The 13,301-nt window shown below is 46.5% G+C and carries 20 protein-coding genes; 16 read left to right on the forward strand and 4 right to left on the reverse strand.

The features are described 5' to 3' along the window. Positions 1-921: 921 nt before the first annotated feature. Together DMB44_RS04340 and DMB44_RS04345 are read right to left on the reverse strand one after the other, a co-directional pair. A complete protein-coding gene (locus DMB44_RS04340; RefSeq protein WP_110641212.1) occupies positions 922-1,788 on the reverse strand; it encodes a DNA adenine methylase in 867 nt (288 codons plus the stop codon). A gap of 119 nt (positions 1,789-1,907) precedes the next feature. Beyond that, positions 1,908-2,099 carry a hypothetical protein gene (locus tag DMB44_RS04345; protein WP_110641214.1) on the reverse strand — a complete coding sequence of 64 codons (192 nt, stop codon included), beginning with the start codon at positions 2,097-2,099 and terminating at the stop codon, positions 1,908-1,910. Between DMB44_RS04345 and DMB44_RS09285 the strand changes: the two genes are divergently transcribed. From DMB44_RS09285 to DMB44_RS04380, 10 genes are all read left to right on the forward strand, one after another. Next, the gene (locus tag DMB44_RS09285) at positions 2,089-2,226 is read left to right on the forward strand and encodes a hypothetical protein (protein WP_153280147.1); all 138 of its coding nucleotides are present in this window, start codon (positions 2,089-2,091) and stop codon (positions 2,224-2,226) included. The genes DMB44_RS04345 and DMB44_RS09285 overlap by 11 nt on opposite strands. Beyond that, positions 2,223-2,357, forward strand: coding sequence for a hypothetical protein (locus tag DMB44_RS09660; RefSeq protein WP_255414312.1), 135 nt, complete (start codon positions 2,223-2,225; stop codon positions 2,355-2,357). Before DMB44_RS09285 ends, DMB44_RS09660 begins: the two co-directional genes overlap by 4 nt. Beyond that, complete coding sequence (locus DMB44_RS04350) at positions 2,354-2,692, forward strand: hypothetical protein (RefSeq protein WP_110641216.1); 339 nt, start codon at positions 2,354-2,356, stop codon at positions 2,690-2,692. Before DMB44_RS09660 ends, DMB44_RS04350 begins: the two co-directional genes overlap by 4 nt. After that, positions 2,683-3,075: a hypothetical protein gene (locus DMB44_RS04355; RefSeq protein ID WP_153280148.1), complete on the forward strand. Its 393-nt coding sequence runs from the start codon at positions 2,683-2,685 to the stop codon at positions 3,073-3,075. The genes DMB44_RS04350 and DMB44_RS04355 overlap by 10 nt, the downstream gene beginning before the upstream one ends. 256 nt (positions 3,076-3,331) lie before the next feature. Beyond that, positions 3,332-4,096, forward strand: a complete 765-nt coding sequence (locus DMB44_RS04360; protein ID WP_110641220.1) for a hypothetical protein — start codon at positions 3,332-3,334, stop codon at positions 4,094-4,096. Then, entirely contained in the window at positions 4,096-4,251 is a 156-nt protein-coding gene (locus tag DMB44_RS09290; RefSeq protein ID WP_153280149.1) for a hypothetical protein, read from the forward strand. The genes DMB44_RS04360 and DMB44_RS09290 overlap by 1 nt, the downstream gene beginning before the upstream one ends. Beyond that, on the forward strand, positions 4,248-4,535 hold the full coding sequence (locus DMB44_RS04365; protein WP_110641222.1) for a hypothetical protein: 288 nt from the start codon (positions 4,248-4,250) through the stop codon (positions 4,533-4,535). Before DMB44_RS09290 ends, DMB44_RS04365 begins: the two co-directional genes overlap by 4 nt. After that, positions 4,532-4,756, forward strand: a complete 225-nt coding sequence (locus DMB44_RS04370; RefSeq protein WP_110641224.1) for a hypothetical protein — start codon at positions 4,532-4,534, stop codon at positions 4,754-4,756. Before DMB44_RS04365 ends, DMB44_RS04370 begins: the two co-directional genes overlap by 4 nt. Continuing rightward, positions 4,753-5,160, forward strand: coding sequence for a hypothetical protein (locus DMB44_RS04375; RefSeq protein ID WP_110641226.1), 408 nt, complete (start codon positions 4,753-4,755; stop codon positions 5,158-5,160). Before DMB44_RS04370 ends, DMB44_RS04375 begins: the two co-directional genes overlap by 4 nt. Further along, positions 5,132-5,410, forward strand: coding sequence for a hypothetical protein (locus DMB44_RS04380; protein ID WP_153280150.1), 279 nt, complete (start codon positions 5,132-5,134; stop codon positions 5,408-5,410). The genes DMB44_RS04375 and DMB44_RS04380 overlap by 29 nt, the downstream gene beginning before the upstream one ends. 118 nt (positions 5,411-5,528) lie before the next feature. Here the strand turns inward: DMB44_RS04380 and DMB44_RS04385 are convergent, their stop codons facing one another. Together DMB44_RS04385 and DMB44_RS04390 are read right to left on the reverse strand one after the other, a co-directional pair. Next, positions 5,529-6,395, reverse strand: coding sequence for a hypothetical protein (locus DMB44_RS04385; RefSeq protein WP_110641230.1), 867 nt, complete (start codon positions 6,393-6,395; stop codon positions 5,529-5,531). 8 nt (positions 6,396-6,403) lie between these two features. Beyond that, complete coding sequence (locus DMB44_RS04390) at positions 6,404-6,631, reverse strand: hypothetical protein (RefSeq protein ID WP_110641232.1); 228 nt, start codon at positions 6,629-6,631, stop codon at positions 6,404-6,406. 252 nt (positions 6,632-6,883) lie between these two features. On the opposite strand from DMB44_RS04390, the gene DMB44_RS04395 reads away from it, so the two are divergent. From DMB44_RS04395 to DMB44_RS04415, 6 genes are all read left to right on the forward strand, one after another. Continuing rightward, positions 6,884-8,083, forward strand: coding sequence for a hypothetical protein (locus DMB44_RS04395; RefSeq protein WP_110641234.1), 1,200 nt, complete (start codon positions 6,884-6,886; stop codon positions 8,081-8,083). After that, on the forward strand, positions 8,080-8,481 hold the full coding sequence (locus DMB44_RS04400; RefSeq protein ID WP_110641236.1) for a hypothetical protein: 402 nt from the start codon (positions 8,080-8,082) through the stop codon (positions 8,479-8,481). The genes DMB44_RS04395 and DMB44_RS04400 overlap by 4 nt, the downstream gene beginning before the upstream one ends. A gap of 13 nt (positions 8,482-8,494) precedes the next feature. Then, positions 8,495-8,626: a hypothetical protein gene (locus DMB44_RS09665; RefSeq protein WP_255414313.1), complete on the forward strand. Its 132-nt coding sequence runs from the start codon at positions 8,495-8,497 to the stop codon at positions 8,624-8,626. Between the two features lie 153 nt (positions 8,627-8,779). Then, complete coding sequence (locus DMB44_RS04405) at positions 8,780-9,073, forward strand: hypothetical protein (protein ID WP_110641238.1); 294 nt, start codon at positions 8,780-8,782, stop codon at positions 9,071-9,073. Between the two features lie 88 nt (positions 9,074-9,161). Then, positions 9,162-10,649, forward strand: a complete 1,488-nt coding sequence (locus DMB44_RS04410; protein WP_110641240.1) for a PKD domain-containing protein — start codon at positions 9,162-9,164, stop codon at positions 10,647-10,649. Positions 10,650-10,661: 12 nt separating this feature from the next. Continuing rightward, positions 10,662-13,241, forward strand: a complete 2,580-nt coding sequence (locus DMB44_RS04415) for a PKD domain-containing protein (protein ID WP_110641241.1) — start codon at positions 10,662-10,664, stop codon at positions 13,239-13,241. The last annotated feature ends 60 nt before the right edge of the window (positions 13,242-13,301 follow it).

Here is a 13,301-nt window from a genome sequence, read left to right on the forward strand (position 1 = left end):
CGCCCTGTAGTTTACCGCGAACTCCTTCTCGCCTCTCATCCACTTCAGATCGAGGTGGTAGGCTTCATGCCAGGGATCAGCCTATCATATTTGATCGAAGATCCGTCTGGGATGAATGATTCCGGCATCGAATCTTTCTATCTTTTTCAAAAGGAAAAAAAATGATCTCGATCCCAATGTACGTCAGTTCCATTCAGCTGAAGCCTCGGATCTTCCTTTCATCGAAGAGTCCTATGCTTATACGGACATAATTCGGACAGTCTTTATATCGTGATATCAGCAGACGTGCTTTTTGATCGCATTTATTCTACCTTCATCAGTTGAATCTTCTTGATGTTCCTGAATGCACTGTTGACGAAGCGCAACTACGTCTATAGATATTGGAAATTGAATTCGTATAACCATGGTATTCCTTCTTTGGTTTGATTAGCATGTTCTCTTTATCTATATAGAGCTTCACTTTGGTAGCTGCTATCAATTATTTTGGCAGGGATAGATATATTCCTAAGTATTTCCGGTCAGCTACTCCTCGCTAAAGCTCCTGGGCTTGCAGCTGAGAGGATCGAATGACCAAAAATGGCACCAGCCACAATAGGGTGGCTGACGACAGCCCTGTTCCTGATGTTGAGGGAACTCTGCAGGAAGACCTTGTTGAAAAGCTTCTTATCAAAGGCTATTCTTGAGACAAAATTGGATGCTTCATTGAATCTGATGAAAGTATCTATGAGTGTGTCTTTCTGTTATTCGTTTGGAAGCAATTTGATCTAAAGGGTTTTAAGAACAGTATAAATATATTCATTCAATATATGAAAATGTCGCAATTCCTCTCCATCTTGAAGGATGGGCTTTCTTTCCAGAGGAAAATGTGAAGGCATTATTTTCTATCATCTGTTCCTTTTTTCCTCCATGATTAGAACCGGCTTAATCGTAATTTCTTATTATGATCTCATCGATTGGGCCTCTCAAATTAGCCACCGAATTTATATTCCTTCTGGCCTTCACTCTGAACATATTGAATCCAGAATACATATCTTCTATAAACGGTGTACCTGAATTGCTCTCCATTACGAAAACTTCCCTTTCTGACAGATCTAGAAAAGTATGAAAGAGATCTCTCTGATCATCTTCGCTGAAACCGCTGGGACTGTACGATGTAAAATTCGAAGACCCATTTATGGGCATATATGGGGGATCAAAATAGACGAAGTCATGACGAGACGCAGTCTTGACTGCTTCTCTATAATCCGCATTGAGTATCTGGGCTTTTTTGAGCACATCAGAAAGAGCGTAGATGTCACTGGCCATAGGTAGAGATGGATTTTCATATCTTCCAAACGGTACATTGAAGTCACCCCTGGAGTTCACTCTGTATAAACCATTGTATCCATGCCTGTTGAGATATATGAGTAGAGCGTACTTTTCTGGACAGCTTTCACGTTTCATCGAATTGTACTGTTCTCTTGCCACATAATAATCATCCTTGCTGTTTCTGAATCTCAATGAGGACAGTGCGTTCGCAAGATCGTCTGGCCTGTCTCTGACCATTCGGTAAAGATCCATGAGATCTCCGTTGATATCTGAGATGACCGATTTTCTCAGAAGCCCACGATTTGAGAGCTCGATGAACAGCGCTCCTCCGCCAAAGAATGGTTCATAGTATGTATTGAAATTTTCTGGCACAGACCATACAAGATCAGAAATGATCTGCCTCTTTCCTCCTGCCCATTTAAGTATAGGTCTGGCTCTATTGACCGCTTCGGTTCGGTGTGTGGAACAAAGATCTCGCACGAATACATTTATTTCTAGGATCTATTAAGTTTTCACTGATCCTCTATCTGATGACACGCAGATCGAAAGAATGGCCGCAGAAAGGCTAAAGAAAAAGACGGAATAAAATAATAAGCATATCAGGTGCTGGCTATATCAATGTCCTTTGATTCCCTTATCTTCGCTATGGTCATAAAGGCTATGATTATGAATATGATCGTAAACACCGGATAAAGGGGATATGATATTGTACCAAGAGCATCAGAGGCACCGGGATTTGCCAGTTTGGTTTGATTCACATCCGGTACCGGAGGCGGTGCTATGACCTCCACGTTTCTTAATTGTGGATTTAAGGTTGGCCTTAAAACAACCCAGATAGAGAAACTGATAAATCAATATAAGTTGGAATATGGGGTTCCGCCTGCTTCGTTTGGAGAACTTCTGGAGGTTCTGGAATGAAAACAGTTGTACCTCCAAAGAATCAGAACCCGTTTCAGGGAATGTTCCGGGAGCTGAAGGAAGCTGACGGGGATGACATAAGGAAATGCCTCAGGAGCATTCGCTTTGTTTTCAAGGGAATGAGGCCATGATAACCCTTAGGGACAGTTCAATCCAGTCCAAGATCTCACTTCTATTCCAGATGGAAAGGCCCTACACCATATCGGCCAATGATCCTGGGATAATGGATCTTGTTGATTACGACCTCTCGGAGGCAGAAAGACATCTTGAGATCTGGATGTCCAATCATCCAGATGACTGCTTGGTTGAAGGGAAGAATCCCCTGACCATCAGGATATATCCAACATTCTTTGAGGATCCTGAGCAGAAGCTGCAGAGGGATGCCCACAAGAAGAGGATGAGAAGGTTCAGGGAAGGCAGATGGCCTGAGCAGAGACCCTACAGGAGAGAGTGGCAATGGAAATGATTGAAATGTCCCGCCATAACCTCACCACCAGAATAAGGGAACTGCAGAGGGCGGAGATTCTCACAAAGAAGCTGAGGAAGCTGCCTACCGGATTCTATGATTCCGTAAAGAAGGTGATGTCAGAGATCGCAGAGGATGCAAGCAAAGCTCTAGAGAACAGGGACCTAGAAGGCTACCTGCATTTCAAGGAGGAAATGAATGCGCTTGAGAAGGGGTTCAGATGGTTCTTCCAGGTAAGGTGGGAGAAGATAGCCCTGTATTCCATGTATGACCTGAACCAGGAGGATCTGGCAGTGCTCAGCAGCTATGAGAAGGCCGCAGTGCTGGAATTCAAGTCCGTATATGACAGGTTCTACAGCCAGTTCACCGGAGGTGATCAGTGATGACCTCTCTTAACAAGAAACTTGTTAAGCTTTCTCTTCTGACCAATCATCCACGGAAAGCCATAACGGCGGGTCAGGAAGATTCCTTATTAAGGAATCTCAAAATGGTGGTTTCGGCAAAACCAGTTATTTCCTTATTTTTCAGAATAAGATTAATAATTAATTTATTAATCTCATTTATTATTATTTATTATTACGTCTCTCTTTCTTCTTTCTCTATCTCTCATGGGATGATTTTTCGGAGGAGGTATCTGCCATGAAGACCAAGCCCACTACTATTGACAGGAAGGTGCCGCAGTCTGTGAGTCTGAGACTGAGCATCATCAAGAAGGCAAGGGAGAAGGGTCTCAACCTTGGTCCTCTGGTAGAGGAGGCCATAGAGCTTGCATGCGGGGAGGATCCTGAGGAGATTGAGCTCTCCAGGCTCCAAAAGGAGATTGCGGAAATGCAGGCAGAACTTGCCCCAAAGATGGCGAGGGCAAAATACCTAAAGGAATCGTTGCAGACCAAGAGGAGGCTGCAGATCGACCTTTCAATCGAGAGGGACTGCCACGCCTGGTATCTCCGTTCCCTGGTGCAGTCCGGTGTGTTCAAGGTCGGAAGGATGGACAGCATTGACCCCGCTCCCATGATAATGGACGATATCAAGTCAGGGATCATCAGGGATTGCGAGGTAGATATTTCCGAGGGTAAAGCAAGGCTTACAGATAAGGCATCAGCGCAGACAAGGAAGCGCCTCAGGCAGTTTCTCAGGGACCGGGGAAATAATCTCTCCGCAATACCCGCAAGGGAATGGGTTTCTCCAGATCTGGAAACTCTCCGGTCCACATATGGACTATCCCTCGATATTGAGGAATTCCAGGATGAATTCCTGAGGAATCAGTCCATAGGAGATCTTCCCTTGGATTTCTTTGCAAGGTTCCGGCCCGTCATCATCCAGGACAGGATAAAGTCAGAGGTCAAGGCAAGGATGGAACCAGAGTACAGAAACTTCGCGCTGGAGGCAGGAGGTGTGACATAATGGCAAAGAAGTGCAGTGCATGCGGAAAGCCCATTGATGTCTATGCTGGTAACTACGTCAATGCCTATGACGAAGCCTGGCAGATGAAATCCTATCATGCCGGGTGCTACAGGAAATTGATTCTTCAGTGCCCTGAAGGGGCTGATGCCCAATGATATCCCTCTTCACATTCTCTGACAACTGGATGGATCTCGCTGATACAGATCCTGCTGCCTTCGTGGATGAGGTTGAACTGCGGTTCGTAATCACCCGGGATTTCAGGAACCTCATAGCACTCATTAGGGGTGGAGCAAAGGCCGATAAGTCGTTCCAGAAAACTAAGAACGGCATCAGGCCCGGCGACTGGATAGTGAGGCCATACTCGCCACACCTTGTGGAAGTGCTCAAGAAAGCGATTGAAAAGGGAAGATTAATACAAAGAGGGAGTAGAGAGGAATGACCCTCGCGAAAGTAACCTGCCTTGCATGTGGTTGGACTTCAATGAAAAACTGCCTATTAGGATATGAGGTTGAGAGGGAATTTTATATGAATTACAGACCCGAATGCCCATTATGTCAGCAGGACCCGGGATCATGGAAGATAGAAGAAATCATAGAGGTCAGGCTTCCCTTGACTGAAAATGAGAAAGACCTATTTTCACTAGCAGGAGGAGAGCCATGACATCTAAAGGTACAGCTGCAGAGGGAATACTCCTTAAGATGCTCCTCCAGAACGGTATCGAGGCAGAACATGGTTCTCCGTCAAGGCCGGGAGATATCATAGTGCCTCCGAATGTGATTATTGAGGTCAAGGACCCTAAGGGTCTATCATACAGCTTTAAGCAACACTCTGGAAAAGGAGAGGCCCAGTGGAAAGCCCTCAAATCCAAGAAAGAGAAATTCCAATGGCTGGAGATCTTCTATGTTATAAGATTTCAGAGAAGAATTTGGAAATATTTTGAATTTCCTGATAGTGCGGATCCACTCAAAATGAAGTTTGGTCTTCCAATTGAGCAATTTCTTGAAATCATGAGGAATAAGCAACTTTCATTTGTCAATGAGGGGGTGGTTTACAATAGAAACTGAACCGCAGTTATCAGAGGAATGGTCACTGATTATAGGGTTCTTGGAAAAACTCAGCAATAATAGGTCTACTGCACTTTCCAGGACCCCTGGAGAGATTGCAGAGGCCTTAGGACTTCCACAGCAGAAGGTCAGGGCAATCCTTGTTGAGATGTTCCACATGGGTATAGTTGAGAGGAGAACACGGGGCCTCAACAGGAAAGGTTATCCTGCCAGAAGTTTTTACCGTATCAACCGAAATATGATAAGATGAGTAAATGGCTTAAGATTTCACACCTGGACGTGACGAAGTGAAATGCTTTCTTCCATACATCAATTCATCCCGTGGCGTAAATCCGTGGTACTCAAATTTTCCATGAAATCGTTTTTCGTCAAAAATTCTGGGTTTTTACGTACTTTAGTTCGAGTTCTATCCTTACTGCGTTGCTTGCACCTATTTTATATTCTTCTCGTGACGTAAGAATATACAAGTTTATACCTTCAGCACCTTTTTTTAGATAATATTTCAGGTACTGGTCGTAAAAATAATTCAAACCTGTAATGTGGTTCTCTCCGCGTGCATACACTGAGACGCGTCTAACACTTCCTTGTTCTCTCCTTTGAAGCTCCTGAATAAATTTCAGGGCATCCATATCGTCATCTATGAATATTGCTTCCGGGAAGTAATCAAGTATCTTTGTAATGGCCTCATCAGAGTGAAGTTCACTGCTGATCATCAACTGCATAGCAAAACCCTCAAGATAACCCGATCTTGCCAGATTGTAAAACTTCTTGTTCATTGATTTCTTACGGCCGTTGAAAGCTGATTTCATAAGACTTTCTGCTTCCTCGTATTGAGCAGAGTCCTCAAGATTAATGATCTTGAACGCAATCTTTATTGAAGCAAGCTTATCTGGCTTCCACCCTACTTTTTTGAACAGTTCTATCTTGTTTCTTTGTGTGGGGATAAGCTTCTGGCTGGTGACAATGCTCAGGGATGGATCGAACTGAAGACCAATCTCTTGGTGATTTTCAATATCATCTTTGAGAGCGGTAAACATATCTTGAGCAGCTACTGGATCATAGTCCTTTGCTTCTTTGTAGATGTTAATGGTAATATTCTGGCCCTTCAGATGATCCACCCTGATATTGCGATCAGAAGTGTTGAAGTTAATATCAGGTTTGTCCGGTCTTACTGTAAGCCATTCTACACCTTTCTTCAATAAACTTACAAGTTTCGGCAGAAAACTAAGTGGCATTGGTGGAGCTACTCTTCAATTAATTCTACTTCAGAAACATCGGTAATAAGAGCTAGAGATCCGGGCACAATGCCTTTGACATCGCTGACTTTTATACCAGTGGTACCGTCAACAGATGCTGCCCTCCTGCCATCGACGTCCAGATATCCATTATCTGAAATAACAAATCCCATACTTTTAAGGATTTCCTCTTTCTCAAGACCCTCAATCCTAATCCACTGTTTTACAGTATCCATTAATTCACCTTAATTTGGAATGTATCACTATTGTGTTACAGAGTAGTTAATCAGTAACAGTATTTATTTTTAATCACGGTTCTTCTTTTTGTCTTTATTTCCGATTCCTGATAACAGAACACTTAGATCCGATGTAAGAAATATATAAAGAACTTCGTCTTAACATTAATCAGAGCTAATCGGGGAGCGGAAGCCATATTCGAATCCTGGTTAGCTTGGGTTTCCGTTTCTCCGGTTTGCGGAGGAAACCTCATGTCAAAGAATTCCGCAAATAAGGTAAGGAAATCGGAAAAGAGATGGAGCAATCCCAACTGGTCATTAGGTGCAGTGATTGTTGCCCTCATAGGCACATTCCTTCTGCTTGTGTCGCTGCTGTCAAAGCCTCAGTTTGTCATAATGCATCACACTGTTGTGCTGACCCAGGGCATAGTTGCTCCCGCGGTCTTGATGGGCGCAATAGTCTGGGCGATGGTTGAGTTCTTCACACCACCTGGAAGGTCAATTGAAGATCTCCTGGTGAGAATAATTCCTGCATTTATAATAGGTGCATTCATTGTCGGCCTTCTTGGTTATATGTTCAGCTTCGGGAAGTTCGTCATAGAGCCGGCATTCAACGGCAATCCCAACGCCCTCCTGTTCCTTGTCTCGGTGCTTGTCGCCGTTCTCGCCGTCACATGGAATGCGGCATGGTCACACAAGCATGGGTTCAGGGGGCAGAAATCTGGAAAGGCCTCTGTGCTCACAAGATCGGAATCCGGCACGTCCAAGGGTGCAAGGGGGATGCTCGCACTCCTGATCATATTCATTGTGGCAATGCTCATTGTGCCCATAGGTGCAGGCCTGGGAGGCCTGTTCCTCTCCGGCCATGACAGTTCCCATGTGCTGCAGAATGAGAGCAGTGTTGTCTACATCACAGGAACATCAGGGCCTGTTCCATTCGGCCAGGTCAACGGCACTGCAACATTCGATTTTCCATCGGCAACAGTGAACAATGTGACCACATATTCCCACACTGTTTATGTGGAGAGCAATCTCATACTGGCTGAGCTGAACAACTTTGCAGTGTCCAGGATAATGTTCTCAACAAAGGCGAAGGACTTCAACGTCACAATGGGCACAGGAACCAATGCAACGGATTTTGTACCTGTTTTCAACTCATCATCCGGGAATTCTACATTCCTTTCACTTGCCATATCGCCAGCTCTGCTCACTGGAAACCAGTCCTCTCCTGTCACATTCGAGATACAGGCCAACGTCACATCAATGAGTCTGTCCATATCCGCATACGGCAACAACAGCCTTGTGACTGTCTTTGGACCGTATCCTGTCATGCAGATCTCATACATCATCGGGGCGGTGCTTCTCTTTGCCAGTGCATTCCTTGAGATATCTGTCCATGACATATCGCTGAACAGCACTCCTGTGGCACAGAAAGGAGGGAAGAGAGAATGATATCCATCAGAGGCACTCTGAAACAATTCACAGGAAGGGTGTCATGGGCCCTGAGGAAAATAAGGGCAGGAATCGCCTTTCCTGCACTTCTGATCCCATATGTCACCGGAACATCATCCATAGGTTCCACAATATTCTCAGGCCTCTGGTCTGTCATACTGTCGCTGTTCAAGAGCATATCCGCCGGATTGGGGAGCATGTTCCAGCAGATGATGTCAGGATTCGGCCGGTCCGTAGTACTTATGTTTCAGTCATTCGGTTTCTCCATGACAGGATACGGCGTCTGGGCTCCAATGATGTTCGTTGTGGGCCTTGGCACTGGAATACTGGTTGGATACCTGTTCTTCACATTCATAGATGCGGAGAAGGATGTGACAGGATTCGAGAACGACATATGAGGTGCACCATTGAATGTCATTCACATCATCCCTGCTGAACATCCTTCTTGGGTTCTTCCACTCGGTGACTTCGGCATTCTCGGCCGATCTGCAGTACGAGATGACTTGGTTCGGCTACAGGATAGGTATGATGTTCTATTTCTAGGGATCCTCCTTTACTGCACTGGGGGTGTGGATGCCAGCGGTGCTTGTGTCATCAATAGGCCTGACCATAGCAGGTCTTCTCCTAGTCTTTGTGTTCTTCGATTCCGCAAGGGATCTGGTGTGTGCATAGATGGCATGGTGGTAGTCTCCATGGTTGCCATGGAACTATCCGAAGGACCTTTCGAACTCATTCATGCAGCAGCTCCAGAATGGACTGCTGTACATCTTCTCAATGATCCTCCAGGCCATCCTCGGAGTCATATCCTCACTCTTCGGATTGATGATGGACGCATTCCAGTCGCTGGTCATGATGATGGTCCAGGCATCAGAATCCCTTGGTCCGTTCTCACTGCCGGTGTTCGTTATCGGGACAGCAGTGGTGATATGTGCGGGATATCTGGCATTCGCACTGGCAAAGGACACCCCTGTTGTGGGGGCATTCGTGTAGGTGATGCATTCTGAAAATACCAAATCCTGAAGGAAGAACGCTGAACAGATCACAGAAAGCAGGAATTGCCCTGATATTCGTTTCAGTCATGATCCTGTCCGGTGTCGGGATAGCGGGATTCCAGGCGCTGAGCCACTGGGACCCCTCTAAAGGACATAATAACCGTCCCATCATCGGAATCAAGCCTGCTGACGTCTCCGCATCAAGTGGCGGTACAACAACTGTATATTATGGTCAGACTGTCTCATTTTCAACAGTATCCGGGAGATCCAGTTCCGCCACAAACGAGAATAAACAGACGTCCACCTCCGGATACCCGCCTCCTGATTATCCACCCTACCCGAGCACACCAGGCTGGACTCTGGATGTCGGAGGTTCGTCAGTCGAATCAGGGACAGCATCAGCCAGCGGAGTCTCTTATGATCAGTGGTATACACAGAGTGAGCAGTACCTTATTGGAGGCTACGTTTACACTACTTACTCCTATTCGGAGACCTCATGGTCCGGTGCATACATATCTGGGGTCACATACACGATTCCAAACTCAGGTGGATCATCAGGAGGAACCGATGAATCATGGTCTCTTTCCACCGATGGTGCATCCGCTTCCGGCACTCTTGATGTTTACACACCCTATGCCACTATATCAGCAAGCACAACCACACCAGATGCCGGGCAGTCTGTATCATTCTCCTCAAGCCTGCCATCAGGCGTATCCTACTCATACCAGTGGTACCTTAACGGCAATGCAGTCAGTGGGGCAACCGGTTCATCATACTCATTCACGCCTTCCTCTCCCGGATCATATTCTGTGTACCTTGAGGCAACCGAGAACGGGTACAGTTTTTCATCAAACACAGTCACAATATCGGCAAACAGTGACCCATCCATATCCATCTCATCAAACAGGAACCCATCTGATGCCGGTCAGACTGTGGACTTCAGCACCTCTGTATCCGGAGGGACCGGATCGTACACAACTTACGGCTATGTCCTCTATGACGGCACATCCACATCGGATTCCCAGCTGGCATCCGGATCATCATCGTCATTCTCCTATACGTTCAGTTCTGCAGGGCAGTATCTCCTGCACTACTCCGTGACTGATTCCAACGGATATACTGCTTCGACCTCAATTACGCAGACAGTCAATACAGATCCCTCAGTTAGCATAGCCTCATCGCAGAACCCCACAGATTCAGGGAGGACAGTTGAGTTCACATCATCGGTGTCCGGAGGCACCCCGGGATACAGCTATTCCTGGTCAGTTGACGGAAATTCTTACAACACCAAGGATATCAATGTGTCATTCAGCTCATCCGGTTCATACGGTGTCGACCTCACAGTGACTGATTCAGCAGGCTATTCCGTCTCACAGTCCATCACTGAAACGGTCAACTCTGATCCGACTGTATCTGCATCCTCAAATGTCAGCAGTGCCGATGTTGGCTATCCAATAGAATTCTCCTCAACACCATCCGGCGGAACCGGATCATACAGCTACTCCTGGACACTCAACGGGCAGCAGGTGTCAACATCCCAGGACTTCTCATATTCCTTTGACCAGTCAGGATGATACACCCTCACAGTGACAATAACGGATTCAGTGGGAGTGCAGAGCAGCGCATCTGTCACTGTGAACATCAATCCAAATCCCGCAGTCTCCATAAGCAGCAGCCAGAATCCAACCGATGTGGGGAATTCCGTGGCCTTTTCCTCATCTGAATCCGGAGGCACGGGAACGGACACATATGTGTGGTACATCAACGGGGTTCAGGAATCAACGGCGTCATCATTCTCCTATTCATTCTCTTCATCAGGCATTTATTATGTGAATGTCACTGTAACTGATTCCGATGGCCACACTGCACAATATTCCCTGAAGGAAACGGTCAACCCTGATCCTTCAGTTGTGATCCATGTTGTCCATAACCCCACCGATGCCGGCATATGGGCGAACTTCACCGCATCCATATCAGGTGGTACTCCAGAATACAGCTATTCCTGGACCATAAACGGTGAGACGCTCACATCAGCATATGTCAACTACACATTCACCTCACCAGGAACCTTCCCTGTATCCCTCACAGTTACGGATGGCAATGGGAATACCGCCTCCGCATCCGTGAATGAGGTGGTGAATCCTGATCCTTCAGTCTTAATAGATGCACAGTACACCACTGTTGATCAGGGCATCAACGACACATTCTATGCCGACATTTCAGGGGGCACATCCCCCTTCAATTACACCTGGTCAATGGGAAGCAGCATCATGAATTACTCCCAGCAGTTCCACATGAACTTCTCTGCCACTGGATCATATACGATCAATCTGACCATTATTGATTCCCTGGGAGAGAAATCCACTGCATCATTCAAGGTAACTGTCATTGAGAAGCCCTCTGCCCTAATTGAGGGATCAAACATAACGGATGTTTCCACAACTACCTACTGGGAAGGTTATGGATCATACGGGACAGCGCCATACAACTACTACTGGTTCATCAACGGGGTCAATACATCCACAGGCCTCTATCTTGAGTATTCCTTCCCATCTTCCGGGAAATACAATATCTCACTTCTCATAGACGACAGCCAGGGATCCAAGGCATATGCATACCTTGATGTCCAGGTTGAACCAAAACCATCGGTGAAGGCATCAGAATCCATTTCATCTACCGATGTTGGCATCCCAGTTAGATTCACATCATCATTGACGGGCGGAACACCTTTCTTCAACTACACATGGTCAGTCTCCGGAATCGGCATCGTCTGGTATCAGGCCAGTCTCACATACATATTCTCCCAGCCAGGATCGTATAACGTTTCCCTTTCGGTCACGGACGGATCAGGGAACAGGGCATCCTCATCTATCGGGATAAGAATCAATCCGCTTCCTCATGCCAGGATACTCCCGGAATACAGCAACATCGATCCCAATGTTACCGATACATTCAACTCCAACATAACGGGAGGCACTCCCGGATTCCATTACAAATGGTACATCAACGGTACCGTGGAGGGGAATGGCAGCTCCATATCATGGTCATTCAGCACTGCCGGAATATATCCCGTAAGGCTTGTGGTGACGGATTCCCAGGGCCAGACGGACTCATATTCCACTGATATAACTGTGGCCTCATATCCCAAGGCATCCATCATTTCATCATCATCCGATCTGGATGCAAACGTCAGCGACCAGTTCAGGGCATCAGGCTTCGGTGGCATCGGCCCGTACGGGTATGAGTGGATCATTGCAGGACATGAATTCAGCAACTCCACAGTCAGCTATGCATTCCGGTCTCCAGGCAATTACTCAGTGCAGCTGATCATATCGGATTCATTCGGCAAGGATGCCGCCACATCAATAACGGTTGATGTGCATCCCGATCCCACAATATCCGTATTCTGGAAAGGAAAACCTGTTGTGTCCATCCCATTCAGCATGAATGCAAATATAACCGGTGGTATCTCCCCATACCAGATATCATGGATATTCCCATCAGGGCAGCATGAGACAGGCGCTGCCATTTCACATGTCTTTTCATCCTCCGGTCCGGATACATTCGAGGTTCAGGTCACAGACCACGGGGGTTACACAGAAACAAGGAACTTCACTGTGAACGTTGGCCTGTATGTTGCAATAGCAGCCAATCAGACTTCGGGTCTTGGTCCTCTGTCAGTGCAGTTCTCTTCCAGCGTTCTCGGGGGATCTGATTACGCATACAACTGGTCATTTTCACCGAATCACTATTCCCTTGAGGCAAATCCGATCTACACATTCCCTGTTGGAAACTACACAGTTCACTTCTCGGTGACATCAGCAAACGGTGCAACCGGCTATGCCAATATCAGCATCCAGAGCCTGCCGCCTCCAGTCCATTTCAATTATTCAACCGGCCTGAACATCACGCAGGCCTTCCACTTCCAGGCATTTCCAAACTGGGATGCAGCAGGACCATACAACATGTCATGGTCATTCCCCAATGGCCAGACCATCACAGGAATGAACATATCTTACAAATTTCCGGTCTACAATGAGCTCAATACAGTCATTGCAACCTTCTCTTATGGAAATGGGAAAACGTGGACCCAGTATCTCACGGTGAGGATGATACCAGCAGTGCGGGGATGCTTGGTGGGCTTTTGCTCATACTTCTCGGCATAGGGGTAATCTGATTCACCAATCGACGAATTTTTTCCATCCAGGAGAGCTGAGATCTCACAC

Source organism: Thermoplasma sp. Kam2015 (genome assembly GCF_003205235.1).
In the GTDB taxonomy this organism is placed as follows: domain Archaea; phylum Thermoplasmatota; class Thermoplasmata; order Thermoplasmatales; family Thermoplasmataceae; genus Thermoplasma.

Excerpts from the sequence above, each read along its gene's own strand:
- DMB44_RS04385 (WP_110641230.1), bottom strand. The coding sequence starts at position 6,395 with ATGCCACTTAGTTTTCTGCCGAAACTTGTAAGTTTATTGAAGAAAGGT.
- DMB44_RS09290 (WP_153280149.1), top strand. The coding sequence starts at position 4,096 with ATGGCAAAGAAGTGCAGTGCATGCGGAAAGCCCATTGATGTCTATGCT.
- DMB44_RS09660 (WP_255414312.1), top strand. The coding sequence starts at position 2,223 with ATGAAAACAGTTGTACCTCCAAAGAATCAGAACCCGTTTCAGGGAATG.
- DMB44_RS04350 (WP_110641216.1), top strand. The coding sequence starts at position 2,354 with ATGATAACCCTTAGGGACAGTTCAATCCAGTCCAAGATCTCACTTCTA.
- DMB44_RS04400 (WP_110641236.1), top strand. The coding sequence starts at position 8,080 with ATGATATCCATCAGAGGCACTCTGAAACAATTCACAGGAAGGGTGTCA.
- DMB44_RS04360 (WP_110641220.1), top strand. The coding sequence starts at position 3,332 with ATGAAGACCAAGCCCACTACTATTGACAGGAAGGTGCCGCAGTCTGTG.
- DMB44_RS04375 (WP_110641226.1), top strand. The coding sequence starts at position 4,753 with ATGACATCTAAAGGTACAGCTGCAGAGGGAATACTCCTTAAGATGCTC.
- DMB44_RS04395 (WP_110641234.1), top strand. The coding sequence starts at position 6,884 with ATGTCAAAGAATTCCGCAAATAAGGTAAGGAAATCGGAAAAGAGATGG.
- DMB44_RS04390 (WP_110641232.1), bottom strand. The coding sequence starts at position 6,631 with ATGGATACTGTAAAACAGTGGATTAGGATTGAGGGTCTTGAGAAAGAG.
- DMB44_RS04355 (WP_153280148.1), top strand. The coding sequence starts at position 2,683 with ATGGAAATGATTGAAATGTCCCGCCATAACCTCACCACCAGAATAAGG.
- DMB44_RS04380 (WP_153280150.1), top strand. The coding sequence starts at position 5,132 with ATGAGGGGGTGGTTTACAATAGAAACTGAACCGCAGTTATCAGAGGAA.
- DMB44_RS09665 (WP_255414313.1), top strand. The coding sequence starts at position 8,495 with ATGTCATTCACATCATCCCTGCTGAACATCCTTCTTGGGTTCTTCCAC.
- DMB44_RS04370 (WP_110641224.1), top strand. The coding sequence starts at position 4,532 with ATGACCCTCGCGAAAGTAACCTGCCTTGCATGTGGTTGGACTTCAATG.
- DMB44_RS09285 (WP_153280147.1), top strand. The coding sequence starts at position 2,089 with ATGACCTCCACGTTTCTTAATTGTGGATTTAAGGTTGGCCTTAAAACA.
- DMB44_RS04410 (WP_110641240.1), top strand. The coding sequence starts at position 9,162 with ATGATCCTGTCCGGTGTCGGGATAGCGGGATTCCAGGCGCTGAGCCAC.
- DMB44_RS04365 (WP_110641222.1), top strand. The coding sequence starts at position 4,248 with ATGATATCCCTCTTCACATTCTCTGACAACTGGATGGATCTCGCTGAT.